This window comes from Arthrobacter sp. PTI12, assembly GCF_056679915.1.
In genome coordinates this window covers 746,391-771,469 of the sequence record NZ_CM155256.1, presented here as the reverse complement: position 1 = coordinate 771,469, position 25,079 = coordinate 746,391, and the positions used below count along the sequence as shown (strand labels likewise).

Below are 25,079 nucleotides of genomic sequence, written 5' to 3'. Positions count from 1 at the left end.
CCCGGGACGGCATTCATCAGCGAGCCCTTTCGCGCACCAACTCTGCGATGAGGGCGGGCTTCTCGAGGCCGGGCAGGTGTGCCACCTCGGGTAAGACCTGTACGGCCCCTTGCCCGATCCGGCGTGCTGTCTCCTCGTAGAACGGCACATCACAGGGCAGATCGAGATCACCCCAGGTGCACAGCACCGGCACGCTCACCTCACCAAGTCGGGTCCAGGCATCAGTACCGCTGCTGCCGGCTGAGTCTGGCGCAGCGACCGCGAGAATCTTCCGGTTCATCGCATTGAAGAGGTCACGGGCTTCACCCGCGACTCGGCCTTCCGCGGCCCCTGGCCCATCCAGCCACAGATGAGCAAGCGCACGAATCCTGTCGTCTTCTGTCGCCTTGGGGTCATCTGCGCGCGCCATGAGCGGTCGGGACGCGTCATCCGGCTGCCAGTCAAACGGAGTGTCCTCGTCGGTCATGCCAGACACCGCAGCACCGATAAGTACCAGTCCCTTGACTCGATCAGGGTGCATCAGCGCAGTATCGAGCGCGACTGCCCCACCCATCGAGTTGCCAACGAGGAGGACTCGCTCGAGGCCCAGATTGTCGATGATAGTGAGCAGATCCTCAACGTGTGTAAATGATGAAGACTCCACAGCGGCCGGGGTGTCACCGTAACCCCGCCGATCATATGCGACGAGGTCGAAACCGTCTCCCTGGAGCTCAGCCGCAACCGCGGTCCAGGAACGTCTATCCGCTACTCCAGCGTGTAAGAAGACGATTGCAGGTCCCGGGGCTTGCCACCGGCTCACAGCGAGCTGACTGCCATCCGAAGCCTCGACCAGGAGGTGCTGGGGATTCATGGGCCCAAACTTACTTCAAACATGAGGCGATCGTCAGGGGGTTCATGTTCACAGCGGCGGTTCACCGGGCTGGGGTGGCGTTGCGTCGTCGTCCGCTTTCGACAACGTGAATATCCCATAGCGCATCGCGCCGGTGCGGTAGGCCAGGATCAGACGCGGGATGCTTAGAACGAAGATGCGATTGCGCGCTCTGAAAGCGAGGCGCCGGGTGTCACGGTCGAGGAGCAAGGCCTTCACAAGTCGACGGGCGCAAATCGTCCAGGTGCGCGCAACCCGGCCGCTGACATCCTCATAGTCAGTGACCACGAAACCAGCCGCCATTGCCATCGCCTCATACTCCTCCCGAGTACCCATCGAGGGCAGCCGTCCCTCACGGCAAATCGGCTCGAGCAGGTGCCTAACCTTCCAACCGCTTGCATCTGTCTCCGCGAGCCACGCGCACACGACCAAGCGGCCGCCAGGCGCCAGCACGCGATGCGCCTCGGCGAAAAACCGGGGCTTGTCGACCATGTGCTCGCTCGACTCGATCGCCCATGCGGCATGGGCCGAGGCGTCCCTCAGCCCGTTGTCGAGCCAGTCGCGGACTTGAATGTCCACATTGGGCTCGGGGTGCTCGGCAGCGTAGTGGGCCTGTTCAGCGGAGAGGGTGAAGCCGGTGACGTGAACCTTACGTGTCTCAGCGAGCTGCCGAGCGGTGGAACCATAGCCGCAGCCAATATCGACGCATTCGTCGCCAGGCATCAAGTTCAGTCGATCGCCGACCGTCTCAGCCAGTGCGACGACGGCCTCGGCGGGTGTCTCATGGCCCGTCGCCCAGAGCCCATGATGGACATGATCGCCCCATACGTGCCGGTAAACCGGATCGAGCTCGTCGTAGTGATCGGCGACTGCCACGGCGTTTTGAACGGTGTTGGGAAGGATCACGCGATCACACTACAGCGCTGATTCGTCCCATCGGAAGGTCTCAGGGTGTCCGGCGGCGGCATCAACCGTCCTCTGAAGCAACCGCCGCAGGTTCAGTCAGTCCCTCCACGCAGCACGTCGACATGCACATGATCGAGGTGGCGCAGGATCTCGTTGCTCGGGTCAGGCGCATCGTAATCGTGCCATCCACCTCGAGCCAGGTGCGCGCTCCAGAACCGATCGTCGAAGATGACGTACTGAATGTCGAACTCTTCGGCATGAGCCACAAGCCAATGGGCCAGAATCCACCCTTCGCGCCGGTTTTCCTCGGTCACCGGACGGAAGAAGACGTCAATGGCGCGTCCGTCATAGTGGGTCGAGTCAGCTCCGTGCCCCTGACCGACACCTCCCGGAGCAAACCCGCCTAGGCTCTGGTCACCGAACACCTCCATCATCGCCACGCGCAACTGCTCCGCGCGGGGAGTCAGTCCGGTGATAGTCAACTGCTGTTCGGGCAGGTCACTGGCCGCTGATCCGCGGCAGCTCAAGCTGGGACCGGCGTCCTCGGGCGGGCCCTCGGCCAGCCGCTGCAATACCGCCTCGTCAATGGTGGAAGTGTCCGGAGCGTCCATACCGCGAGCCAACAGCGCCACGGCCGTCGTCGCCAGCTGAGCCTCGTCACGGTTGAGTCCAACTTCTCCTTCCGAAGTCTCCACCGTGCATTCAGCGAGTCCCAGCAGAGAGCCGCCGCCCGCCTGCAAGCCGTCGACCAATCGGGGACCGAGGAACACCACCGAGGCGAGCAGCGCGAGCAACACAGCGCTGGTCACAGTGATCCTGCGTACGATGACGTGTGCCTTCCGGTGGATCGCGGAACTTCAGCGAAAGCGAACTTCAATGTGAAGACTTAACCGCCAGTCGAAGCTGATAGTTCCGGTCACGAGCCGACGGCGGAGTACTCCCCATTGAGTTCATCGGCAACGCGCTCAATGTCCCAGGTTGATGGCTCACCCGTTGCCACATCCGTCAGTCTCTGCTCCGAGGTCAGTTTGCCTTCATCTGCAGGCACAATCGGCCTGCCAGCCGGATCAGCTTCACACTGCAGCACTTCGTCGACCGCTGCGTAAGCGTCATCCATGGAACTGAAGGTCGCCAGACCGTCGTCGTCGCTTTGGTTCTGGCCTGAGCACGCTGTCAGGAGGACAGCGGCAAGGAGAGCCGTCGCTACTGAGCCGGTGAGACGTCGTCGTCCTATCACTTTTGAACCCCCATATGCGTGTTGACAGCACTCTTCCACTAACCCGCCCACAGGTGAAGCCTTCGCGCGCCGTCGAAACCGCAGACGCCCTTTCACTAGCCCGGCTGATGTGTCTATGGTGGAGATAAAGCGAGGAAGGGAGAACCGATGACTTCGGATCGGGTTCGGCAGACCGGCGTGACGGTTGCCTTTGTTCTGTGCATCGTCGGCACCGCCATCGGTTCCGGCGCGCTCGGCGGCACACCGATCGACGAGGCCGCCGGCGGCGCACTCAGCTCGAACGCCACGCTCCTGGCACCGGCCGGCGCGGCGTTCAGCATCTGGAGCGTCATCTACGCAGGCCTGGGCGCGTACACCGTCTACCAGTGGTTCCCCTCGCAGCGCACCGCGCGCCGCCAGCGCCGTCTCGGCTGGTGGGTTGCCGCGTCGATGCTGCTCAACGCCGCGTGGATCCTGTCGATCCAGGCCGGCCTACTTGGCGGCAGCGTCCTGGTCATTCTCGTCCTGCTCGCAGTGCTGGCTGTTCTCTTCGCCATCTTCACCGCCACGAAGCCCACCTCCACGATCGATGGAATCGTAACGGACGGCACGCTCGGACTCTACCTGGGCTGGGTCTGCGTGGCGGTCTGCGCGAACATCACCGCAGCTCTCGTCGCAGGGGGCTTCGGCGGCTTCGGCATCCCACCGGCGGCCTGGGCCGCAATCGTTCTCGCCGTCGTTGCCGGAATCGGCGTGCTCCTCGCATTTCGCGGCAGCGGACGCTTTGCGATTGCGGCTGCCATCTGTTGGGGGCTGGCCTGGATCGTGGTGGGGCGCACCTTCGGCGCGCCGGAATCGACGACGACGGCGGTTGCGGCAGGACTCGCGGCGGTCACCGTCATCCTCACAACCGTTGCGGTCAGAGCCAGGCGGCGGTCACATCCCGCGACTGGCAGCTGACGCTAGCCTCAGGGCTTCCGCTTCTGCGGATAGGGCGCCTCGTGCCGTGCGAGCATGTCCACGAAGGCCTCGATTCTTTTCCTCCGCCCGGCCTCTGTCTTCAGCTGACCGAGCCGGAAGATGAGCGCATACCGGTTCTGGGAGGTGAGCACGTCGAACATCGCCTGCGCGTCCGGATTCACCGCTATTGCGGCTGCAAGATCATCCGGCACGACGGCGGTGGCAGACCCCGCATACGCGCGCTCCCACCGGCCGTTGGCCTTTGCCCGTTCGACGGCGGCGCGACCCGCATCCCGCATCTTGCCTTCAGCTTCCAGCCGTTCAATGTGCCCTACATTTCGCAGCGACCAGATGCTCTGCGGCCCGCGAGGCGTGAATCGCTGGAAGCTGCTCTCGCCGTCGCGCTTTCTGGCCTGGCCGTCAATCCAACCGAAACACAACGCCTCGTCGAGGGCAGTAGCCCAGGTCAGGGTGGTCACCGCTCCACCCTTCTTGTGGAGGACCAGCCACACTCCCGACGACGACGCATGGTTCTCTTCCAGCCACACCCGCCAGCGCTGGGCATCGGGCAGGAGGAGTTCGGGCAGTTCAGCGGCCATGGGTTGAGAGTACTGGACGCCGTGTTGCGCTAGATTGCAAGCGGCACATCCAGGTGGAGGAGAAGTAAATGCTCAGGGTACGGCCCATCGTTTTCACCCCGAACTTCGACGCCTTCTCGGACCTGTTCACCGCTCTCGGATTGCGTCAGGTCGAGGATGCACCGGGTTGGCGGGTTTTCACCGCGGACGGTGGGCACGTTGCCTTGCACGTTGCACACCAGCCGTCAGTGAGCTTCAGCTTCGAGGTCGGGGCCGTCTCCGAGTTCGCCCGCCGTACCGCTGAAGCAGGGACAGCCGCCGTCGTTATTGACACTGCAGATGGGCCGGCAGCGCAGGTTACCGCGGAGGACGGGCGGACGTTCCTCGCCTATGAGGCCGCGCTCCGCGGTACAGCGCCCGCGGAGGAAGGGCTGGCGGTTATGCCCATCTGGTTGGCGACGAACGTGGCAGCCGCCGCGAAGGTGTTCAGTGACATCGGCGCCCGAAAGCGGTTCAGCTCGGAGGCGGGGTCCCGGGTGCACTTCACGGCGAAGAACGGCGGTCTGATCGCGGTTCACGGAGCCGGCAAGGGCAGCACGGAGCTCGCCTTCGAGTTCTCCGGTGACGTGGAGATCCTGCAGCCGCGCATCCCCACCGCGGCGATCCTGATCGATGAGAACTACGGGCGATCCCTGCGACTTCCCAACCCGGACGGCGGCGAGATCCGGGTCAAGCAGCGGCAGGAAGACCTCAACGACTACACCGAAAACACCGCTTCCTGAGCGTCCCCCGCTATTCAGCCATTGGCCGAAGTGCAGCGAGTCAGGGACGCCGCAGCCCTTCTCTGCTATAAAACAGAAGGTATGAACCTGCGCACCCCAGACCCCAACCCCGGATGGCTCAATGAGGATGACCTCTACGAAGCACGCCGCCGGCTGCCCATGGTCTATGTTGAGGCCATCCCGGTCCGATGCGATTCCCTCGGGTATGTCACCGAGGTGGGGTTGCTGCTGCAGGCCAATGACCAGGGCGAGATGGTGCGCACCTTCGTATCCGGCCGCGTGATGTACCGGGAAACTATTCGGGCCGCCCTGCTGCGGCACCTCGAGAAGGACCTCGGGCCCTTCGCGCTCCCCCAGCTGCCGCCTTGCCCCACGCCGTTCACTGTTGCGGAGTATTTCCCCTCCCCCTCCGAGACCGGGTTGACCGATGACCGGCAGCACGCCGTCGCGTTGGCGTACCTCATTCCGGTCACCGGCGAATGCAACCCGCGGCAGGATGCCCTGGAACTGACGTGGCTGACGCCCGAGGAAGCTCTCAGCCCCGCAGTCAGCGCCGAGTTCTCCGGCGGACGCGACAGCCTCCTGCGCCAGGCGCTCGCCTACGCCGGTTGGGGCCGCTGAGGCGTTACCGTTTCTTTATCGACCGGTTCCGTTCGAACCGGGGCAACAGGTGCAGTGAGGCAGGACTTCCCAATGATCGACAGCGACGTGGACGCGCAGCTACAACCGCTCGCCGCCGAGGCCGTGAAGGCCGGCCGCAAACTCCTCCTTCCGGGAGGCGAGCGCACCAGTGAAGTGGTGGACACCGCCGTCGAGCATGATGATTTCGGTGTTCCGGCCATTGTGGTGGCCACGCTTGAGTCGGGTGAAACGGTGCGGATTGCCACCGGATCGACCGTCCAGGCGGAGGCGCCCGATGAACTCGCGCACATCGTCACCGACGAGGGGTCGCCGGAGGCGCTGGTCGCCCACGTCGCCGCCATCCATGCCGAGAGCCCGCGTGTGAATGAGCTCGCCGAACGGCTCACCCGCGGCGTCAATTTCAAGTCGGGCAGCAGTCTGCAGGACATCCGGGACCTCGCGTTGACGCTGTACGTGGACCTGTCCGACGCCACGAGCGCGCTCCGGGTCTGCGACCTGCTCACGGACCAGCCGTTTGACGGCAACTTCGGCCGCTGGAATTTGATCGAGGGCTGTCTTGCGCTCGCTGCGCACCTCACCCAGGACGACGGCGACGGTTCCCGTGCCGCTGGGTATTCCGCTGCGCTTCGAACGGCCGACGACGCCGAGACAGACCCGCTGAAGGCGAAACTCGCTGCTGCAGTGCGCCAGCGGCAACTGAACGAGCCGAACCTGTATGACCGGGAAATCGCGCGGTCTACGAAGGACCCCGCGGCCGAAAAGGACTGGCGGGGCCTGCGCCTGACGGTCCTGCTGTACCTGCGCGCGCACGGCGGCTCTGAGACCCTTGGGGCTGAAGCGCTGGACCGGCGCATCGGGCATGAGTTGCTCGCCATTCGTGCACTGAACGGGAAAACTGCCGCCTCTGGTTAGCCTGCAGGTGCGGGAGTAGAGTGGCGCGCATGAGCGAGCAGGCGGATTCCCTCACACAGTCCAGCACCGAACAGCACCCTGCGCAGGAGGTGCCGGTGGCAGATTCAAACCCGTTGAGCGTGCACATCAATGCGGACGCCCGGCAAATCTGGCTCATGCTCCGGGAACCACGACTGGTCCGGCAGTGGCACGGCTGGGAAGCCGACACCCTGGATGAGGAAATTCAGTCCATTTTCTTTGCGCCGTCAGTGGTTGAAGGGCCCAACCATACGTTCCTGACCGTCGACGGCGGTGACACGTTCCGGATCGAACCGGTGCAGGACGGCTGTGTGGTCACGATTGAGCGGGTTGAAGCCGAGGCTGATGAGATCACGGAGGGCTGGATCACTTTCCTCCAGCAGCTGCGTTTTGCGCTCGAGCGGCACCCCTCCAGCTCCCGGCGCACCGCATTTTTCATGGGTGAGCCGGCTGACGGCGGTTCGATCATCGGGAAGCTGAGTGCCGAGCAGCTACAGCAGCCCGGGGACTCCTACTCCCTCAACCTCCCGGACGGGCATGAGCTGACCGGATCGGTGTGGTTCCGCACGGAGAACCAGGTGGGTTTGACGGTCTCGGAGTACGCCGATCATGGCGAGGGGCTGGTGATCCTCGCCGATCAGCCATCTCTCGAAGGCCCGGGGTCCAGCCTCGTTGTCATCTCAACTTATGGTCTGGGGGCGAAGTCACTGCGCACTGCCTGGGGTAGTTGGGATGCTTTCCGGCGGCAGCACTACCCGTCTTCGGGTCCCCTCGAGACCTCGCAGCTGGACAGCTAGCTTCTTCCCTGACGCGGGCGCCTCCGTCTATTCCTGAGAAGATGGGCGGGTGCCACAATCAGACTTTTCGTTCTCCATCGGTAAACGCCTCAGCGAGACCACCGCGTCCGGCGAGGGCCTGCATGGCCGCACCGGGACCATCACCACTCCCCATGGCGAGATTCAGACGCCGGCCTTCATCGCCGTCGGGACCAAGGCCACCGTGAAGGCAGTGCTCCCGGAGTCCATGAGGGAGGCCGGCGCGCAGGCGCTGCTCGCCAACGCCTACCATCTCTACCTGCAGCCGGGAGCGGACGTTCTTGACGAGGCCGGCGGGCTGGGGAAGTTCATGAACTGGAATGGGCCTACCTTCACCGATTCGGGCGGCTTCCAGGTGATGAGCCTGGGTTCTGGCTTCAAGAAGGTCATCACCATGGACTCCGCTGCGGCGTCGGAGCATGCCGGGGATGATGACCGCGTCGCGGTAGGCAAGGAGCGCCTCGCCCACATCGACGACGACGGCGTGTGGTTCGTCTCGCACCTCAACGGAGACCGGCACAGATTCACCCCGGAGATTTCGATGCAGGTGCAGCACCAGCTCGGAGCCGACGTCATGTTCGCGTTCGATGAGCTGACCACCCTGATGAATTCGCGGGGGTATCAGGAGGAGTCTCTGGAGCGGACCCGGCTGTGGGCGGAGCGGTGCATCGCCGAGCATGAGCGGCTGACCGACGTGCGGTCGGACAAGCCGTACCAGGCGCTGTTCGGCGTGATTCAGGGAGCACAGTATGAAGATCTCCGGCGGAAGGCTTCGCGCGATCTCGGGGCGATGAATTTCGACGGGTTCGGTGTTGGAGGCGCACTAGAGAAGGAGAACCTCGGTACCATCTTGGGCTGGTGCGCGGATGAGTTGCCGGAATCGAAGCCGAGGCATCTGCTGGGCATCTCGGAGCCGGACGATCTGTTCACGGGTATTGAGAACGGCGCGGACACCTTTGACTGCGTCTCCCCCACCCGGGTTGCCCGGAACTCAGCGTTCTACGTGCCCGATGGTCGGTGGAACCTGTCCAATGCCCGGTTCAAGCGCGACTTCACGCCCCTCATGGAGGGCTGCGACTGCTACACCTGCACCCACTACACCCGGGCCTACATTCACCACCTGTTCAAGGCCAAGGAGATGGTCTCGGCAACGCTGATCTCGATCCACAACGAGCGGTTTGTGATCCGGATGGTCGACGACGCCCGCGCTGCGATCGAGGACGGAACGTACTTCGATCTCAAGGCCGAGGTGCTGGGCCGCTACTACGCGTCGAAGCGCTAGCTCGCACTCTCGCCCGCGCACCCCGCACCGCCGCGCACCCCGTCTCTTCCGCCCGCGCACCCGCACACCCACCCTCCTCTCCGCCCTCCCGCAAAAGCGCCGTTCTTGTGCAGGATCGTGGGGACGTCCCCACGATCCTGCACAACGTCGGCGTCTTTGCGTACTGGACGCAGAGGTTTATCCACAAATGCGCGACGACGGCCACGGGGCCACGCTTCGCCGGTCAAGCTAGTGCAATGGACGCGAACGCATACTCCTGGCTGAGCGGATCGGCCCGTTCCTGGCGCACCACCGAGCTGGAGCAGATGGGGGTCAGCCGCCGCGCGATCACGCGACTGGTCGAGCGGGGCATCCTCGTCCGTCTGCAGGTCAACGCCTATGTGCCAACAAAGTACTGGAGATCCCTGACCGAAGCTGAGCAGGATCGGTTCAGGATCACAGCCCACAGCCGTGCCAGCCATGCGCTGACGCAAGCCGCGTATAGCCATACGTCCGCAGCACGCGTTCACGGCCTCAGCCTGTGGGATGTGGACAGCAGGATTCACATCACGCAGCCGCTTTCCGGATCATCGCGGGAGCACAACGCTGATGTTGTTCGACACCGAGCAAAGCTGCTGCCCGGCGAGGTGGACATGGTCGACGGGTTGCAGGTTACCTCGCGCGCCCGCACCGTTGTGGACTCGGCCAGACTGTTGTCCTACAGGCAGGGGCTGATCACTGCGGATCACGCGCTTCATCTGGGTGTCCAGCGCGCCGAGCTACACCAGGTCCTTCAACGCCAGGCAGGCTACAAGGGCGTACAGATTGCTCGTGAGGTCGTGGAGAATGCCAGCGTCCTGTCTGAGTCAGCGGGTGAGTCCCTCACCGCGCACCTGATAGCCGGCATGCCGATACCCCAGCCGGAACAACAGTTGGTCGTGCACACCCGATTCGGTGAGCACCGCATCGATTTCGGTTGGCGCGAGCAGAAGCTTGCCCTCGAGTTTGACGGCAAGACAAAGTACTTCGACTACGCTCCGACCCCCGAGGTGCTGTTTCAGGAGCGTCGACGTGAGAAGGCACTCATGGAACAGGGGTGGGTTTTCATCAGGCTCGAGTGGGCGGACCTGTTTCAGGAAGCCACCCGGGGGCGAATTCTGAAAGCGTGGTGGAACTGCACCAGGAGTGCCGCGTAGTGACAGGATCGTGGGGACGTCCCCACGATCCTGCACAACAAACGGCACTTTTGCGGAGGGCGGCGCAAGGGGACGGGGTTCTTGACGGGCGCCGCTAGGCGGCCGCGTAGCTCGGTTCCCGACGCTTCACCCAGCGGATGGCCGCGGTCGTGACCGGCAGCAGGAGCACCTCCACCAGCGTCTTGTAGACGAAGCCAAAGAAGAGGTAATTCAAAAACGTCGGGAAATCCGTAATGCCGATCACCGAGGCGGCAATGGCGCAGAAGATCAGCGTGTCAGCGAATTCCCCGACACCGGTCGAGGCGATGAGGCGGGCCACCATGCTGCGCTCGCCGAACCGCGACTTCATCCGCACCAACACCAGCGAGTTGAGCGTCTGCCCCACAACGAACCCCAGCAGAGACGCGAGCACAATCAGCGGTACCGGACCGAGCGCCAACTCCAGCGCTTCCTGCTTGGCGAGACCAAAGTCATCGTCGAACCCCGGCAGCGCAATGATGACGGCGTAGGCGAGCGATGCAAAGACCGACAGCACAAACGTCACGATGATCCCGAGCCGGGCGGCCTTGAAGCCGTACACCTCGCTGATGACGTCACCGATGATGTACGCGAGCGGGAAGAGGAAGAACCCGCCGTCCGTGATGATGCTGAAGTCGCCGATGATCGGCCCGATCACTACACCTTTCGATGCGCCGATATTGGAAAGGATGACGACGACGGCAAGAACCGCCAGCATGATCGAGAAGTTTGCGCTGCCGGCGGTCGCGTAACGCGCGCGGGCATGGTCCTGCAGTTGAGTCATTGTTTCTCATTCGTGGAAGTGGTTCGCGCAGCCCAAAGGGCCCGCTGTATTAGCACTGTCGCCCGGCTGCCCCCAGGCGTCTGATAATTGTCCCACGTCGGCCTTCGGGATAATCTGCAGCCAACGTCGTTCAGAGCACCTCGACAGGTGGAGGCAACGATGCAGTTTCGCGCTGAGCTCGAATCATCCGGCAAGAACACGGCAGGGTTCGAAGTTCCGGAATCCATCGTCGAGCAACTCGGGGGCGGGAAACACCCGAAGATTGTCGCGACCGTCAACGGCTTCACCTTCCGCACTTCGATCGCGTCAATGGGTGGCCGGTTCATGTTCGGACTCAGCGCGGACAGGCGCCAGGAAGCCGGTGTCCAGGCCGGCGAAGTGCATGATGTCGAGGTGGAACTCGACACAGCCCCACGCGAGGTGGAGGTACCTGAGGACCTTGCGGGCGCGCTCGAGAAGGACCCTGCAGCCAAGGCGTTCTGGGACACCCTCTCCTACAGCAACAAGAGTTGGCACGCGCTGCAGGTCACCGGCGCCAAGAAAGCTGAGACCCGGGCAGCACGGATCGAGAAGTCCGTCGGGATGCTGCACGAGGGCCGGGCACGGTGATGCTGTTGGCGCAAGCCGCGAGGCGTCGGGCAGACTGGTGCAATGGCTACTGACGCACCCGCAATTACGCTGACCATCGCAGGTTCCGAGGCCACCGGCGGCGCCGGCGCGCAGGTGGACCTGAAGACGTTCCAGGTGCTGGGCACCTACGGCATCGCCGCTCTCACCTGCATTGTCTCGTTCGATCCGAAGGACAGCTGGAACCATCGGTTCGTTCCCGTTGATGCCCAGGTCATCGCAGATCAGCTTGAAGCTATCCAGTCCTGCTATGCGATCGGCACCGTGAAGATCGGCATGCTGGGCACTCCGCAAACCATCGACACTGTTGCCGGTGCGCTGAAGTCCCAGGAGTGGAAGAACGTAGTGCTGGATCCCGTGCTGATCTGCAAGGGCCAGGAGCCTGGCGCGGCACTCGACACTGATCAGGCGCTGAAGGCGAACATCCTGCCCCTGGCAACGTTCGTCACGCCGAACCACTTCGAGGCGGAGTCGCTCGCGGGAATCGAGATCCGTTCGGTGGAGGATCTGAAGGAAGCGGCGCGGCGCATCCATGAGGCAAGCGGCGCCGTCGTACTGGCGAAAGGTGGCGTGAGGCTGGAAGGCAGCGACGCCGTGGATGTCTATTACGACGGCGAGACGCTGGAAGTTCTCCGCGCCCCCAAGGTGGGGAACGTCGCAGTCAGCGGTGCCGGCTGCACGCTTGCGGCCGCGGTCGCTGCGGAGCTGGCCAAGGGTGCAGCGCCGCTGGAAGCCGCCCGTACTGCCAAGGCTTTCGTGACCGAGGGGATCAGGAACAGGGTCTCTTCGAACGCACCGTTCGATGCGGTCTGGCAGGGCGGCGCTGCGGCCGTCTAGCGCCGCGTAGGAAAATCTCGACCGGTTAGCTACCTTAACGAACCAAATCCGTTGACTTGTGACTCGTGACACATGAAGCTGTAAGGGTGAAGCCTGAACGGGCTTCACATCTCTGCTGGCACCCATCGCAACACATGGAATAACACTCACACCGGTCTTGGCCGTGCCAGCAGTGCTGCGGGGGGCTAGGAATGGACTCAAGCGGTATGGGCCTTGACTCTTCCTTCGTAAGGAGCAGCATGAGCAAGTCATACCGCCGGAGATCAGGAAGGGCTGTGCTGGCGTCGCTGACCGGCCTCGCCCTGGCCTCCAGCATGTGGGCACCGGCTTCGGCAGTGCAGGCGCCGGATTCCGACAGCCCCACCGCTGAGGGAATAACGCTTCAGCCCGCAATCGATTCCAAAATCAGCCGGGACCTCGCCGAGAAAACGGGAACGACGGCGGCCTACGTCCAGTTCGCTGGCAAGGGAGCCTTTGAGCAGACGCAGCCGGCTGAAGTACGCAGCAACGGGTTCACCACGCCGATTCAGCGGACCGACCGCGTTCTTGAAATCCGTGCCGGCATCCAGGCACAAGCGGACGAGGTGGCAGCCGAAGCCGGCGCTTCCCAGCTGTACACCACCACCAACACCCTTCCCGGCGTCGCCATCCAGGGCGATGCTGAGGCAATCAAGGCGCTCGCTGCCCGTCCGGACGTCGTGAAGATCACCGGAATAGTCCCCAAAACCATCGAGAACAAGGGCGCGGATATTGACACTCGCGCGCTCGAAGCATGGACGGCCCGGGACAATACCGGCGAGGGAATCACCATTGCCGTGCTGGACACCGGTCTTGACTACACCCATGCGGGCTTCGGCGGACCGGGCACCATCGAGGCCTTCAATCAGGCCAAGGCTGATGCCGAACCTGATCCCGCGCTCTACGATGCCGCCAAGTTCCTCGGCGGTTATGACCTGGTGGGCGATGCCTACGACGCCGGCTCAACCGATCCCGCACGCACAATTCCCCAGCCGGACCTCAATCCCCTTGACTGCCAGAGCCACGGATCACACGTTGCAGGCACCTCTTCGGGTTATGGAGTCAACGCTGACGGCACCACGTTCGAAGGTGACTACAGCACCCTCACGGCGGAGACCGTCAACGAGATGCGAATCGGCCCGGGATCTGCCCCTGAGTCCGGCATTGTTGCCCTCCGCGTTTTCGGTTGCGAGGGTTCAAGCCTCGTGGTGGGAAAGGCCCTGGACTACGTCCTGGACCCCAACGGCGACGGCAACTTCGACGACCGCGCACAGGTAGTCAACATGTCGCTGGGCTCCTCCTTCCCGGCGTACGACGACCCCGAAAACGACATTGTCAATGAACTGACCGAACAGGGCGTCCTGTCGGTCGTATCCTCCGGTAACGACGGCGATGTCTACGACATCGGCGGCTCACCCGGCAGCGCCGAATCCGCACTGACTGTTGCGGCCAGCGTTGGTTCCCAGGTAACCCTGGACCGCGTTGATGTACTGGCACCCGAGGCCGTGGCGGGACCTGCTTCCGGGCAGTACACCGTCAACTTCGATTACGCCGCTGAAGGAGTTACTCCCGAAACGCTTCGGGGTGAAGTGGTGATGGGACCTGACGGAGCCAACAATGACGGCTGCGACGCCCTGCCTGTGGCCGGAGCCAACGCCGGCAAATGGGTGTGGCTGTTCTGGGATGACAATGACACCACTCGTGACTGCGGCTCAGCCGATCGGTGGAACAACGCCGCCGCCGCCGGGTACGCCGGCGTCGTCATCGGCACAACGCTTGACGTGTTCCCTGCCGGTATCGGCGGCAACGACAAGATCCCGGGCCTCCAGCTCACCGCCGCTGACACCGCCAGGCTGATGCCGGCGGCGGAGGCGGGAACGCTTGTCCTCCAGCTCGACCCCTCGTATCAGGCAACGGCTACCGGACCCTCCAACGCGAAGGACACCCTTGCGGCGTTCTCCTCGCGGGGCGTCCATGGCTCCAACGGCGTGGTCAAGCCGGATGTGACTGCTCCCGGTGTTTCCATTGGCTCAGTTCAGGTAGGAACCGGCAACGGGGCCTCGACGAAGAGCGGCACCTCGATGGCCGCACCTCACACGGCAGGCATTGCTGCGCTGGTCCTCTCCGCGAACGAGTACAACCCGTACCAGGCCAAGAGCGTCATCATGAACACGGCGACGCATGATCTCCTGACTGCAGATGGAATTCCCTACGCACCGAACCGCGTGGGATCCGGACGCGTTGACGCGATGCAAGCCCTGGAAACATCCGTTCTGGCCTACGCGACGGAGCAGCCGGCCCTCACCTCGGTAAACTTCGGCGTGCTGGAACTCGGCACTGAAGCTCTGACGGTCACCAAGCAGGTCACCGTCCAGAACACGTCCAATGCTCCGGTCACTTATGACGCCAGCTACCTTGCAGCGTCGACAATGCCTGGCGTTGCCATCTCGGTGTCACCAGCGGTGATTTCTGTTCCGGCCAACAACCCGGCAACGCTGACCGTCACACTGACGATTGCCGATCCTGCGGCTCTCGCCAAAACAATCGATCCGGCGGCAGAAGAGATTCAGGCCGGCATTCCGCGTCAGTACCTCGCCGACGTTTCCGGCCGGATTCAGCTCCTCGGCGCTGATGGGCAGGAACTTCGTGTGCCCGTCTACTCGGCACCGAAGCCCACCTCGGATATTTCGGCCGGAACTGAAATTGCCTTCGACGGCGCCTCTGACCTCCTGAGCAGCATTGCACTCGAAGGCCGCGGGCTCTCGCAGGGAGTTCCTGGAGAATCCGCCTACCAGTCCATCGTTTCACCGCTGGTCCTCGGCGCTGAGAGCCCCAAGGCAGCGGAGCGTCCGCTTGAGTCTCTCTACTCGTTTGACCTCCGCGCAGTAGGCGCTGCCTCAACGGTTCCGGCGCTGGTTGATGCTGCCGGAGACCCGACAACCGGTGTGCTGAACTTCGGTATCAGCACCTGGCAGAACTGGGCGCAGCTCGGCGGCAACAACGGAGTGTCAATCGAGCTCGATACCGACGGCGACAGCACGGTCGATTACGTTGTCCAGACCCTGCGTTACTCGGATCTTGGTCCCGGAGCTCCAACACTGGACATGATCCTGTTCGAGGTTGTCACCATCGATGATGCGGGAGCACCCGTCTTTGATACCGACCTCTACTTCGCCAACGGGGTGGACGGCAGTGTGGACACCAACACGTTCGACACCAACGTTGTGACCCTTCCGGTTCCGGTAACGGAGCTGGGTATGAACGCCGCAACGCTGGGCGCCTCGGCGCCGATCAAGTACCGGGTGTCGACGGCGAGCGCTTTCAACGTTGACGAGAACGGTGTTTCCGGTGGCCCGGTCGACACCACCGACTGGATCGACTTCAACGTCACCGAACCGGCACTGTGGTTCGAGGGCGGCGAGCCGGCAGCGGCGTCCTTCGCTTCGGCGGCTGGAGTCACACTGAACGTCAACCGCCAGGAGTCCGTCACGGACGCGAAGGCGCTGTTCATTCATCACCACAATGCAACGGGTGACAAGCAGGAGATCGTCCCGATTTCGGTCGCGGGTGCAACCGTCAACGAAGACCTGGATGGTGACGGCAATCCGGATGTGGTTGTCCGCAACTCCGCCGGCCAACTGCTGCTCTACCCGGGCAACGGCACCGGTGGGTTCCTTCCGCGGCAGGTGCTAGGCACGGGATGGAACATCATGAACGCCATCCTCGTTCCCGGCGACTTCAACGGTGACGGCGATGCGGATGTTATGGCACGCGACACCGCTGGCCGTCTGTGGCTGTACAAGGGCACCGGTACCGGCACAATCAATCCACGCGTTCAGATCGGGAAGGGTTGGCAGGGTCTGGAAATTGCCTCGCCGGGCGATTTCGACGGGGATGGGAGCGTCGACCTGATGGCTCGCTTCCGGAGTGGCAATTTGTATCTATACCCCGGTGATGGTGCCGGGGGCTTCCTGCCCCGAATGCAGATCGGCGCGGGGTGGAACCCCTACACCATCGTCGGCCCAGGCGACTTCAGCGGAGACGGCGACGCCGACCTACTCGCACGTGACTCTGACGGACGCCTCTTCCTCTACCCCGGTGATGGTGCCAGCGGCTTCCTGCCCCGAATGCAGATCGGCGCGGGGTGGAACCCCTACACCATCGTCGGCCCGGGCGACTTCAGCGGAGACGGCGACGCCGACCTACTCGCACGTGACTCTGGCGGACGGCTCTTCCTCTACTACGGGGACGGCTCAGGCGGCTTCCTGCCAAGAGTCCAGAACGGAACCGGTTGGGGCGGTTTCACCTGGATGGTGCCGTAACCTCACCGTTGAGTAGGTAGGTACTGATCGAAGAAACCCCCGGTCCAAAAAATGGGCCGGGGGTTTCTTTTTGCCGGACTCGAAAGGTCAGGCGGACTCCGCACGCTCAGCGAGCCGGGCGCGGTACGCCGCCGCCGCAGCCCGGTTCCCGCAACCCGATTCGCAGAACCGCCGCGACCGGTTCTTCGACAGATCCACCAGCACGTTCCCGCAGTCCGGCGATGCACACAGCCGCAATCGGCTCAGCTCCCGGCTACGCACCAGGTCAACGAAAGCCATTGCCGCCTCGACGGCCATTCGCGCCGACAGCGGCGCCTCCCGCGGGACTGCGTGGATGTGGTAATCCCAGGAATCATGCCGCACCAGCTGCGGCAGGGCGTTGAACTCGCGCAGCAGGGAGTTCACCGTCTCCACCACGTAGTCCTCATCGCCGTCCCATAAGGCGCGCAAACGCGGGCGAAGGCGACGGACGGCGCCCAGTTCTGCGTCATCGAGCGCGAGGTTACCGGTCCAGTTCCAGTTCCGGGCAAACCGGTGCAGGGAGCCGACGTCGGGAAGCTGCTCCCCATCCTCGGTATTCACGAGCGCGGCCGCGCTGCGCAAACCCTCTTCAGTGTCATTGGCAAAAAGCATGAGGCTCCTGTCAGTCTCGCTCCAGACTAGCCCGAGTGCGCCTGCAGGAAGGAGTACACCTCGGTCTCGTCAACACCGGGAAATGCGCCGGGCGGCATGGCCGCCAGCAGGTGGGAGTGCGCACGCGCGCTGGGCCAGGCGAAGCCTGACCACTCACCCGCCAATGACGACGGCGGCAGCTTGCAGCATGATTCCTCCGGACAGCGGGACTCACCACGGATGGAAGTTTCACGTCCGCGGAACCACTTCACATGCGCATAGGGCACGCCGACGCTGAGGGAGAACTCGCCGGCAGCGGCCCGCTCGGTGCGGGCAGTGCACCAGTAGGTGCCGCTCGGTGTGTCGGTGTACTGGCTGTAGGCGGAAAAGCGGTCCGGAACATCGAACACCACGCGGGACGTCCACTTCCTGCACGAGGGCTGGCCCTCGATGGCGCCGGTGTGATCCTGCGGAAAGGTCACGCCGTCGTTCTCGTAGGCCTTGTAAATGATCCCGCTCTGGTGGGTCTTTTGGAAGTGGGTGGGGATGCCCAGGTGCTGGGTTGCGAGGTTGGTGAACCGGTGGGCCGCGGTCTCATAGGAGACGGCGAACGCGTCCCGAACGTCCTCGACCGCGATCTCTTTGGCGGACTTTGCCGTCTGGAGGAAATCGACCGTTGCCTTCTCGGGCAGCAGGAGCGCCGCCGCGAAGTAGTTCGTGGCCACCCGCTGCCTCAGAAACTCCCGATAGTTTTCCGGTGTCTCATGCTGCAGAACGTAGTGGCCGAGAGCCTGCAGCAGGACCGACCGCGGGTCATGGTCCGTCCGTTGCGACTGCGTGAGATAGATACGCCGGTTCTTCAGATCCGTCACCGATCGGGTGGAATGCGGCAGGTCCCCCACATGGTGCAACGTGAACCCGAGATGCGCAGCGATATCGGCGATGAGGTGCTGCGAGAGCGGCCCGCTGGTGTGGCCGACGGAGGCAAGGACCTTCTGTGCCTCGGCCTCGATATCCGGGAAATAGTTGTTCTGCCTGCGCATGATGCCGCGGAGCTCGGCGTTGGCGCGGCGGGCCTCCTCCGGCGTTGCCACCTGCTCATTTAACCGGCGCTCGAGCTCCGCCTGCAGACCCACCAACGCTTCAAGGGCCTCCATCGGCAGCCGCGCCGACGTGCGGACTTTCGGCAGCCCGAGCGACTCGTACAGCGGACCCCGCTGAGCCCGCTCGAGGGCGATCTCCAACGCAGCCCGCCGGCTGGGCGGTTCCGCACCCAGCAGTTGGTCGATGCTCACCCCGAGCGCTTTCGCGAGCGACTGCAGCATGCCCAACCGGGGCTCACGCTTGCCGTTCTCCATCAATGAGAGCTGGGACGGCGCTGTCCCGACGACGGCGCCCAGCTCCTCCAGCGTCATGCGCCGGCTCTTGCGGAGGTGCCGCAGGCGGCGGCCGAGGCTGATCGCGTCCTCACCCTCGGGAACGGATTCAAGTTCGGGCTGCCGGGTGCGATTCCAGCTCGAAGTAGTCATTTCTTGACGATACGCGAAGAAATGCGTTTCTTTCCATAGGTTTGCTCTGGTTCGGGGGTGCAGGATGCTGAATCGTTGCTCTCACCAGCAGTTACCGCAGAGGCACCAATGCCTCCCGGAAGGAGAAACGCAATGACGCAGGAAGCCGGAACCCCAGGCAGCAATACCCGCACCGAAGCGGTCCACGAACTCGAGCTGGAGTGGGCAGCTGATCCGCGTTGGGAAGGGATCCAGCGTGATTACTCGGCCGCCGACGTCGTACGCCTTCGTGGAAGCGTCCAGGAGGAACACACACTCGCCCGCCGGGGCGCCGAGAAGTTGTGGCAGCAGCTCACCACCCAGGCAGAAACGGGCGAATACACCCACGCCCTCGGCGCACTGACCGGCAACCAGGCAGTGCAGCAGGTGAAGGCCGGGCTGAAGGCCATCTACCTGTCCGGTTGGCAGGTTGCAGCCGACGCCAATCTTTCCGGCCAGACATACCCGGACCAGTCGCTGTACCCGGCCAACTCGGTCCCACAGGTGGTGCGCCGCATCAACAACGCGCTGCAGCGTGCGGACCAGATCGAGTGGGCAGAAGGGACGCAGTCAGTCGAAGACTGGCTCGTGCCGATCGTCGCAGACGCAGAGGCCGGGTTCGGCGGGCCGCTCAACGCGTTCGAGCTGATGAAGTCGATGATCGTAGCCGGCGCTTCAGGCGTGCACTGGGAAGACCAGCTGGCGTCCGAGAAGAAGTGCGGGCACCTCGGCGGCAAGGTCCTCATCCCCACGCAACAGCACGTCCGCACGCTGAACGCGGCGAGACTGGCAGCCGACGTCGCCGGCGTTCCATCGGTCATCGTGGCCCGGACCGACGCCGAAGCGGCGACACTTCTCACGTCCGACGTCGACGAGCGGGACCGCCCGTTCCTCACCGGAGGACGCACACCGGAAGGGTTTTACGAGGTCCGCAACGGAATCGATCCCTGCATTACGCGGGCACACGCCTACGCTCCGTACGCGGACCTGATCTGGATGGAAACCGGCACCCCGGACCTTGAGCTCGCCAGGCGCTTCGCTGAGTCCGTCAAGACCGAGTTTCCCGATCAGATGCTCGCCTACAACTGCTCGCCGTCGTTCAACTGGCGCAAGCACCTCGACGACGCGACCATCGCCAAGTTCCAGCGCGAGCTCGGCGCCATGGGTTTCACCTTCCAGTTCATCACCCTCGCCGGGTTCCATGCGCTGAACTACTCGATGTTCGACCTCGCCCACGGCTACGCGGCCGACGGCATGAGCGCCTACGTGGAACTTCAGGAAAAGGAATTCGCCTCTGAAGCACGCGGCTACACCGCCACACGCCACCAGCGCGAGGTCGGCACCGGTTACTTCGACCAGGTGGCAAGCGCCCTCAACCCCAAGGGCAGCACCCTGGCCCTCGCCGGCTCCACCGAGACCCAGCAGTTCCACTAAACCCCTCCCCGTTTTGAAGGAGCACCTTCCATGAACACACACGGCATCAGGCTGACCGCACCGCCCATCCCCCGCCAGGACGAAATCCTCACCCCCGAAGCGCTCAATTTCCTCAGCGAACTCCACGCCTTCGCCGAGCCACGACGCCAGGAGCTGCTCCAGCGGCGCAGGGAAACCCGGAACCGGATCGCGCGCGGCGAGGACCCGCGATTCCTGGCCCACACCGCACACATCAGGAACGACGGCGGCTGGCAGGTTGCGCCCCCGGCTCCCGGCTTGGAGGACCGCCGGGTCGAAATCACCGGTCCGGTGGACCGCAAGATGACGGTCAACGCCCTGAACTCCGGCGCCAACGTATGGCTGGCGGACCTCGAAGATTCGCTGACCCCCACCTGGCCCAACGTCATCAACGGACAGCTCAACCTGCATGACGCGTTGCGACGCCGCATCGACTTCACCACCGAGGAGGGCAGGGAGTACCGGCTCGGCGAAAAGCTGCCCACCGTCGTCGTGCGTCCGCGGGGCTGGCATCTGCCGGAGCAGCATCTGCTGGTCGACGGCGAACCGCTCTCGGGCAGCATCGTGGACTTCGGGCTCTACTTCTTCCACAACGCCCACCGGCTGATCGATTCCGGCCGAGGACCCTACTTCTACCTGCCGAAGCTGGAGAACCACCTCGAAGCGCGGCTGTGGAACGACATCTTTCTCCGCTCCCAGCAGCTGCTCGGCATCCCCCGCGGCACCATCCGCGCCACCGTGCTCATCGAGACCATCACCGCCGCCTTCGAGATGGAGGAGATCCTCTACGAACTCCGCGAGCACTCGTCCGGCCTGAATGCCGGGCGGTGGGACTACATCTTCTCGCTCATCAAGAACTTCCGGCTCCGTGGCCCCCGCTTTGTCCTGCCTGACCGGACCATGGTCACCATGACCGCCCCGTTCATGCGGGCCTACACCGAGCAGTTGGTGCGCGCCTGCCATCGGCGCGGCGCCCACGCCATCGGCGGACCCGCCGCCTTCGTTCCCAGCCGCCGCGATGACGCCATCAACGCCATCGCCAGGGAACAGGCCCGCACCGAAAAGTCCCGCGAGGCCGGCGACGGCTTTGACGGCGCCTGGGTGGCTCACCCGGACCTGGTCCCGGTGGCGCGGGCCGTGTTCGACGTGGTGCTCGGCGACCGCCCACACCAGTTGGACCGCCAGCGCACGGACGTGGTGCCCGATGACCGCGCCCTCATCGACCTGACCGGAACGCAGGGCCTCATCACGGAAACCGGGATCCGGACCAACCTGACGGTGGGCGTCCGCTACCTTGAAACGTGGCTCCGCGGCCATGGCGCGGTGACCCTGAAGAACCTGATGGAGGACGCCGCCACCGCGGAGATCTCCCGTTCGCAGATCTGGCAGTGGATCCACGTCCATGCCGTGACTGACACCGGCGAGGTCATCACGCGTGAGTGGGTGGAACAGCTGTTGGAGGATGAATTTGACCGGCTGCCGCGCTTCGATGATGACCGGTACGACGACGCCCGTCGGCTCTTCGAGGAAGTGGCCCTCCGCGAGGACTTCCCCGAATTCCTGACTCTCCCCGCCTACACCCGGCACCTCCGCGCCGGGCAGCGGCCGGCGCTGGCCCTGCAGCGCTAACCCCAGCCGTTGATCTGGCAGGACACCCCTCTTGCGGAGCGCTAAGGGGCGTGTCCTGCCAAATCAACGCGAGGTGGTGCGGCGGGAATAGCGCGCCGCCGTCGTCCCGTTGGGAAAGGTATGCACATTGAAATCTGGTCTGACGTCAAATGCCCGTGGTGCTTCGTCGGTAAGCGCCGCTTCGAGAAAGCCCTTGCTGAATTCCCGCACCGGGACAGCGTGGAAGTGACGTGGAAGAGCTTCCAGCTGGACCCCACCCTCCCCGAGCACTATGACGGAACCGAGCAGCAGTACCTTTCCGAACGCAAGGGAATTGCCCCTGAGCAGGTCCGCCAAATGTGGAACCAGCTCACCACGTCAGCGGCCGATGTCGGCGTGAACTTCGACTTCGACTCCGTGGTTGTCGGCAACAGCTTCCCCGCCCACCGGTTCCTGCACCTCGCGAAGTCGCTTGGTCACGGCAACGAAGCGAAGGAAGCCATCCTTTCGGCGCACTTCGAGCAGGGTCTGAACACCTCCGATACCGACGTGCTCGTGAAACTGGGCAATGACCTCGGCATCGATGAGCAGTCTGTCCGTGACACCATGGCCGGCGACCGCTTCGCCGACGACGTACGGCGGGACATCAGCGAGGCCCAGACCCTCGGGGTGAGCGGCGTGCCGTTCTTCGTGATTGACCGGAAGTACGGCATCTCCGGCGCACAGCCCGTCGAGCTCTTCCGGCAGGCTCTGGACCAGGCGTGGCAGGAAGCCCATCCCCTGATCCCGGTATCCACCTCGCCCGATGGCGAGGTCTGCGGACCAGACGGCTGCTAGCTGACCGGCGCGCGCCGTCGTCGTCTGCGGTTCCGTTCCTACGGAGCAGCTGACGACGGCGCGGGCGTGGGGCTCGCTGTGGACGGCAGTTCACAGACCAGCCCGCCCGGTTCGGCGTTGACTTCCTCAGCGGGCACCAGCGCCTCGAACTCGGAGCCAAGCACAACGTCCACGGTGGCGTCCGGCCGCTCATCCTCGACGTAGATTGTTCCGGGAATGGTTCGCTGCAGCGTAAATGCCTGTGCATACCCGGACGGCCCGGAGACGATGATCGCGGTCATGTTGGTCTGACCAACGGACCGGTTGCCGACGGAGTTCACCGTGAAGCCGCGTTCCTCCAGAGCCGCCGAACCATTCCCTGCCAGCCCGGCGATGCTGGTGCTGTTGAGCACGTTCACGGTCACTGTGGCAGGATCAACGAGCTCGAACGGACCGGCAGGGCAGGCGCTGACGGGGCTCGCCGATGGCTGGCTGGCGGTGAGCTGGATGTCCCCCCGGGCCAAGGCCAGCGCGAAGAGCACGGCGGCGGTCACCAGAGCGAGGAGCAGTACCAGCACCACACCGTGGCGCAGCCTGCGCATGTAGACGTGCGGGCGTTCGACATTTCCGTCATCGGCGAAGACCGTCTCGAGATCGTTCTCGGTCACAATGCGGTGACCGTGCCATTCGATCGGGTTCTTCTTCGATCGGATCGGCTTGCGTTTCGGTGTCCTAGCCATCGATAACCAGAACGCGCGCGTGCAGGATGGTCCGCTGGTGAAGTGCCGTACGGACTGCCCGATGCAGCCCGTCCTCCAGGTACAACGTGTTGTTCCACTGCACCACATGCGGGAAGAGGTCCCCGAAGAAGGTTGAGTCTTCGGCCAGCAGCGCCTCGAGGTCTAGCGTGGTCTTGGTGGTGACGAGTTCGTCCAGCCGAACCTGGCGTGGGGCTACGTTGGCCCAGTCTTTGGGGGTCACGTGTCCGTGGTCGGGGTACGGGCGTCCATCGCTCACTGCTTTGAAGATCACCAACACAGCCTAGGCAAGATATTGCCCCAAGGGAATGTGGCGCTCTGGCAGCGTGCCCGTCGTCGCCAAAGAGTTACCGGAAAAGTCCTCCTTCACGGGGTGGCATTGAGTGTCAGGTCGCGTCGATCGGGATGGTGCGTGTACCGAGGACCGCCCCGGTGACCCAGTCCTCCCACTGCACCCGAAGGTAGTACCGACCGGCCGTCGGCGGATGCAGCAGCATGTCGAAGCGCTCGGCGGCGCCGTAGGCGAGCCTGCTGGCGGTCAACGGATAACCGGCATCACGGCAACTCGGTGCGGGGACATTCGGAACGGAAGTGTCCCGGAACGGCCGGCCATCGTGGGAGATCAATTCGGCGATACGCGCTTCGGTTCCATCCGCGTCGGTAAAGATCAGCGTTGTGGGCAGGTAGTTGGCGTTGAGCGTCCGCAGGAGCGTCGGCTTCTTCGGACCGCCCTTCACATTGGCGCGCAGGCTGGAAAGACTCCACACCACTTCCTTGCCGGCAGGACGGCGGGCAAGTTCCCCGCCCAGGACGTAGAAATGCTCGGGCTCAAACCGGTTGAGGCCGGCGTCTTCTCCAGACAGACCGTCAGCATGGTTCATCTCATGCCACCGCGGATCCAGCGAGTAGGGCGCGAGCAACGCCTCGGTATCGATGTCATACTCCGGTCCGTCCACAAAGGCACGGCGAGCGCCGGGGCTCACCGGATAGGCAGGGTGCACCACCGGATCGATGACCAGTGGACCGAACATCCCCATCTGGACGTGCAGCGGCGTATTGACGTGACAGTGGTAGAAGTACGTTCCCGCTGCCCCGTAGTTCGGGTCGCCGGGCCGTCCCGGTTCGGGCTGCATCTGGTAGGTGTATTGCCCGTCCACCTCGAATGACGTGTGCCCCACGCCGTCGTTCCGGGGGTCAGGTTCCATGCCATGCCAGTGAATGGTGTGCGGTCCCTTGCTCGGGTGCACCGTTGCGTGAAACACCTTCCCCTCCTGGACCCGCAGGGTGGGGCCGGGAAAGCCCCGCTCGTGCGTGTCGTCCTCGAAGCTCCACATCTCGAATTCCGCGCCATCGTCCATGACGAGGTCGCGGCTGTGGAAGTCGAAGTCGACGGCAACCGCGGGGGTCTGCAGGAATTCCGTCACGGGGTTTTCCACCTCCAGCTGGTCCGAGCTGAAATCCACCTGGCTCTGGAAGCGGTGATGCAGCACCGGTTCCACCCCTCCGACCGGATCCGGCTGTTCCGT

At 64.0% G+C, this 25,079-nt stretch carries 24 protein-coding genes; 13 read left to right on the top strand and 11 right to left on the bottom strand.

What is annotated here, in order from left to right:
- Positions 1-16: 16 nt before the first annotated feature.
- The 4 genes from AC1MBU_RS03825 to AC1MBU_RS03810 form a co-directional block, all read right to left on the bottom strand.
- A complete protein-coding gene (locus AC1MBU_RS03825) occupies positions 17-850 on the bottom strand; it encodes an alpha/beta fold hydrolase (protein ID WP_479788644.1) in 834 nt (277 codons plus the stop codon).
- 48 nt (positions 851-898) lie between these two features.
- Positions 899-1,774, bottom strand: coding sequence for a class I SAM-dependent methyltransferase (locus tag AC1MBU_RS03820; protein WP_479788642.1), 876 nt, complete (start codon positions 1,772-1,774; stop codon positions 899-901).
- Positions 1,775-1,866: 92 nt separating this feature from the next.
- A complete protein-coding gene (locus tag AC1MBU_RS03815) occupies positions 1,867-2,583 on the bottom strand; it encodes a VldE C-terminal domain-containing protein (protein WP_479788641.1) in 717 nt (238 codons plus the stop codon).
- A 107-nt stretch (positions 2,584-2,690) separates the two neighbouring features.
- A complete protein-coding gene (locus AC1MBU_RS03810) occupies positions 2,691-3,011 on the bottom strand; it encodes a hypothetical protein (RefSeq protein WP_346027932.1) in 321 nt (106 codons plus the stop codon).
- 147 nt (positions 3,012-3,158) lie between these two features.
- Here AC1MBU_RS03810 and AC1MBU_RS03805 point away from each other — a divergent pair, with 147 nt between their 5' ends.
- Positions 3,159-3,950 carry a tryptophan-rich sensory protein gene (locus tag AC1MBU_RS03805; RefSeq protein WP_479788638.1) on the top strand — a complete coding sequence of 264 codons (792 nt, stop codon included), beginning with the start codon at positions 3,159-3,161 and terminating at the stop codon, positions 3,948-3,950.
- 8 nt (positions 3,951-3,958) lie between these two features.
- Here the strand turns inward: AC1MBU_RS03805 and AC1MBU_RS03800 are convergent, their stop codons facing one another.
- Positions 3,959-4,549, bottom strand: a complete 591-nt coding sequence (locus tag AC1MBU_RS03800; RefSeq protein ID WP_277359412.1) for a YdeI/OmpD-associated family protein — start codon at positions 4,547-4,549, stop codon at positions 3,959-3,961.
- Between the two features lie 68 nt (positions 4,550-4,617).
- Here AC1MBU_RS03800 and AC1MBU_RS03795 point away from each other — a divergent pair, with 68 nt between their 5' ends.
- From AC1MBU_RS03795 to AC1MBU_RS03770, 6 genes are all read left to right on the top strand, one after another.
- Entirely contained in the window at positions 4,618-5,310 is a 693-nt protein-coding gene (locus AC1MBU_RS03795; RefSeq protein WP_479788636.1) for a VOC family protein, read from the top strand.
- Between the two features lie 81 nt (positions 5,311-5,391).
- Positions 5,392-5,931, top strand: coding sequence for an NUDIX hydrolase family protein (locus AC1MBU_RS03790; protein WP_056546148.1), 540 nt, complete (start codon positions 5,392-5,394; stop codon positions 5,929-5,931).
- 72 nt (positions 5,932-6,003) lie between these two features.
- Complete coding sequence (locus tag AC1MBU_RS03785; RefSeq protein ID WP_479788631.1) at positions 6,004-6,864, top strand: DUF6707 family protein; 861 nt, start codon at positions 6,004-6,006, stop codon at positions 6,862-6,864.
- A 29-nt stretch (positions 6,865-6,893) separates the two neighbouring features.
- A complete protein-coding gene (locus AC1MBU_RS03780) occupies positions 6,894-7,679 on the top strand; it encodes an SRPBCC family protein (RefSeq protein ID WP_479788629.1) in 786 nt (261 codons plus the stop codon).
- Positions 7,680-7,728: 49 nt separating this feature from the next.
- A complete protein-coding gene (gene tgt / locus AC1MBU_RS03775; RefSeq protein WP_479788627.1) occupies positions 7,729-8,979 on the top strand; it encodes a tRNA guanosine(34) transglycosylase Tgt in 1,251 nt (416 codons plus the stop codon).
- Positions 8,980-9,215: 236 nt separating this feature from the next.
- Positions 9,216-10,154, top strand: a complete 939-nt coding sequence (locus tag AC1MBU_RS03770) for a type IV toxin-antitoxin system AbiEi family antitoxin domain-containing protein (RefSeq protein WP_479788625.1) — start codon at positions 9,216-9,218, stop codon at positions 10,152-10,154.
- Positions 10,155-10,248: 94 nt separating this feature from the next.
- On the opposite strand, the gene AC1MBU_RS03765 is transcribed toward AC1MBU_RS03770, so the two are convergent.
- Positions 10,249-10,956 (bottom strand): queuosine precursor transporter, encoded by a 708-nt coding sequence (locus AC1MBU_RS03765; protein WP_277359418.1) that lies wholly within the window; start codon positions 10,954-10,956, stop codon positions 10,249-10,251.
- 159 nt (positions 10,957-11,115) lie between these two features.
- Between AC1MBU_RS03765 and AC1MBU_RS03760 the strand changes: the two genes are divergently transcribed.
- The 3 genes from AC1MBU_RS03760 to AC1MBU_RS03750 all read left to right on the top strand — a co-directional run bounded on the left by AC1MBU_RS03760 (position 11,116) and on the right by AC1MBU_RS03750 (position 16,760).
- Positions 11,116-11,565 carry a YdeI/OmpD-associated family protein gene (locus tag AC1MBU_RS03760; protein WP_056546138.1) on the top strand — a complete coding sequence of 150 codons (450 nt, stop codon included), beginning with the start codon at positions 11,116-11,118 and terminating at the stop codon, positions 11,563-11,565.
- 42 nt (positions 11,566-11,607) lie between these two features.
- Positions 11,608-12,420, top strand: coding sequence for a bifunctional hydroxymethylpyrimidine kinase/phosphomethylpyrimidine kinase (gene thiD / locus AC1MBU_RS03755; RefSeq protein WP_479788621.1), 813 nt, complete (start codon positions 11,608-11,610; stop codon positions 12,418-12,420).
- 239 nt (positions 12,421-12,659) lie between these two features.
- A complete protein-coding gene (locus tag AC1MBU_RS03750; protein ID WP_479788619.1) occupies positions 12,660-16,760 on the top strand; it encodes a S8 family serine peptidase in 4,101 nt (1,366 codons plus the stop codon).
- An 87-nt stretch (positions 16,761-16,847) separates the two neighbouring features.
- On the opposite strand, the gene AC1MBU_RS03745 is transcribed toward AC1MBU_RS03750, so the two are convergent.
- Both AC1MBU_RS03745 and AC1MBU_RS03740 read right to left on the bottom strand, forming a co-directional pair.
- Positions 16,848-17,393, bottom strand: coding sequence for a CGNR zinc finger domain-containing protein (locus tag AC1MBU_RS03745; protein WP_346027923.1), 546 nt, complete (start codon positions 17,391-17,393; stop codon positions 16,848-16,850).
- 26 nt (positions 17,394-17,419) lie between these two features.
- Entirely contained in the window at positions 17,420-18,901 is a 1,482-nt protein-coding gene (locus AC1MBU_RS03740) for a helix-turn-helix domain-containing protein (protein ID WP_277359423.1), read from the bottom strand.
- A 132-nt stretch (positions 18,902-19,033) separates the two neighbouring features.
- Between AC1MBU_RS03740 and aceA the strand changes: the two genes are divergently transcribed.
- The 3 genes from aceA (at position 19,034) to AC1MBU_RS03725 (ending at position 22,816) form a co-directional block, all read left to right on the top strand.
- Entirely contained in the window at positions 19,034-20,353 is a 1,320-nt protein-coding gene (gene aceA, locus AC1MBU_RS03735; RefSeq protein WP_277359424.1) for an isocitrate lyase, read from the top strand.
- Between the two features lie 30 nt (positions 20,354-20,383).
- A complete protein-coding gene (aceB, locus tag AC1MBU_RS03730; RefSeq protein WP_479788615.1) occupies positions 20,384-22,000 on the top strand; it encodes a malate synthase A in 1,617 nt (538 codons plus the stop codon).
- A gap of 120 nt (positions 22,001-22,120) precedes the next feature.
- Positions 22,121-22,816, top strand: coding sequence for a DsbA family oxidoreductase (locus AC1MBU_RS03725; protein WP_346027920.1), 696 nt, complete (start codon positions 22,121-22,123; stop codon positions 22,814-22,816).
- A 38-nt stretch (positions 22,817-22,854) separates the two neighbouring features.
- Here the strand turns inward: AC1MBU_RS03725 and AC1MBU_RS03720 are convergent, their stop codons facing one another.
- The 3 genes from AC1MBU_RS03720 to AC1MBU_RS03710 all read right to left on the bottom strand — a co-directional run bounded on the left by AC1MBU_RS03720 (position 22,855) and on the right by AC1MBU_RS03710 (position 25,043).
- Positions 22,855-23,535, bottom strand: a complete 681-nt coding sequence (locus AC1MBU_RS03720; RefSeq protein WP_056546125.1) for a LytR C-terminal domain-containing protein — start codon at positions 23,533-23,535, stop codon at positions 22,855-22,857.
- Positions 23,528-23,827 carry a type II toxin-antitoxin system VapB family antitoxin gene (locus AC1MBU_RS03715; protein ID WP_056546123.1) on the bottom strand — a complete coding sequence of 100 codons (300 nt, stop codon included), beginning with the start codon at positions 23,825-23,827 and terminating at the stop codon, positions 23,528-23,530. Before AC1MBU_RS03715 ends, AC1MBU_RS03720 begins: the two co-directional genes overlap by 8 nt.
- A 112-nt stretch (positions 23,828-23,939) precedes the next feature.
- Positions 23,940-25,043 (bottom strand): multicopper oxidase domain-containing protein, encoded by a 1,104-nt coding sequence (locus AC1MBU_RS03710; RefSeq protein WP_346027918.1) that lies wholly within the window; start codon positions 25,041-25,043, stop codon positions 23,940-23,942.
- Positions 25,044-25,079 lie beyond the last annotated feature (36 nt).

What these genes read in the sequence shown, in the direction of transcription:
- AC1MBU_RS03825 (WP_479788644.1), bottom strand. Translation starts at nt 850, where the DNA reads ATGAATCCCCAGCACCTCCTGGTCGAGGCTTCGGATGGCAGTCAGCTC.
- AC1MBU_RS03805 (WP_479788638.1), top strand. Translation starts at nt 3,159, where the DNA reads ATGACTTCGGATCGGGTTCGGCAGACCGGCGTGACGGTTGCCTTTGTT.
- AC1MBU_RS03800 (WP_277359412.1), bottom strand. Translation starts at nt 4,549, where the DNA reads ATGGCCGCTGAACTGCCCGAACTCCTCCTGCCCGATGCCCAGCGCTGG.
- AC1MBU_RS03795 (WP_479788636.1), top strand. Translation starts at nt 4,618, where the DNA reads ATGCTCAGGGTACGGCCCATCGTTTTCACCCCGAACTTCGACGCCTTC.
- AC1MBU_RS03790 (WP_056546148.1), top strand. Translation starts at nt 5,392, where the DNA reads ATGAACCTGCGCACCCCAGACCCCAACCCCGGATGGCTCAATGAGGAT.
- AC1MBU_RS03785 (WP_479788631.1), top strand. Translation starts at nt 6,004, where the DNA reads ATGATCGACAGCGACGTGGACGCGCAGCTACAACCGCTCGCCGCCGAG.
- AC1MBU_RS03780 (WP_479788629.1), top strand. Translation starts at nt 6,894, where the DNA reads ATGAGCGAGCAGGCGGATTCCCTCACACAGTCCAGCACCGAACAGCAC.
- AC1MBU_RS03770 (WP_479788625.1), top strand. Translation starts at nt 9,216, where the DNA reads ATGGACGCGAACGCATACTCCTGGCTGAGCGGATCGGCCCGTTCCTGG.
- AC1MBU_RS03765 (WP_277359418.1), bottom strand. Translation starts at nt 10,956, where the DNA reads ATGACTCAACTGCAGGACCATGCCCGCGCGCGTTACGCGACCGCCGGC.
- AC1MBU_RS03760 (WP_056546138.1), top strand. Translation starts at nt 11,116, where the DNA reads ATGCAGTTTCGCGCTGAGCTCGAATCATCCGGCAAGAACACGGCAGGG.
- thiD (WP_479788621.1), top strand. Translation starts at nt 11,608, where the DNA reads ATGGCTACTGACGCACCCGCAATTACGCTGACCATCGCAGGTTCCGAG.
- AC1MBU_RS03750 (WP_479788619.1), top strand. Translation starts at nt 12,660, where the DNA reads ATGAGCAAGTCATACCGCCGGAGATCAGGAAGGGCTGTGCTGGCGTCG.
- AC1MBU_RS03745 (WP_346027923.1), bottom strand. Translation starts at nt 17,393, where the DNA reads ATGCTTTTTGCCAATGACACTGAAGAGGGTTTGCGCAGCGCGGCCGCG.
- AC1MBU_RS03740 (WP_277359423.1), bottom strand. Translation starts at nt 18,901, where the DNA reads ATGACTACTTCGAGCTGGAATCGCACCCGGCAGCCCGAACTTGAATCC.
- aceA (WP_277359424.1), top strand. Translation starts at nt 19,034, where the DNA reads ATGACGCAGGAAGCCGGAACCCCAGGCAGCAATACCCGCACCGAAGCG.
- aceB (WP_479788615.1), top strand. Translation starts at nt 20,384, where the DNA reads ATGAACACACACGGCATCAGGCTGACCGCACCGCCCATCCCCCGCCAG.
- AC1MBU_RS03725 (WP_346027920.1), top strand. Translation starts at nt 22,121, where the DNA reads ATGCACATTGAAATCTGGTCTGACGTCAAATGCCCGTGGTGCTTCGTC.
- AC1MBU_RS03720 (WP_056546125.1), bottom strand. Translation starts at nt 23,535, where the DNA reads ATGGCTAGGACACCGAAACGCAAGCCGATCCGATCGAAGAAGAACCCG.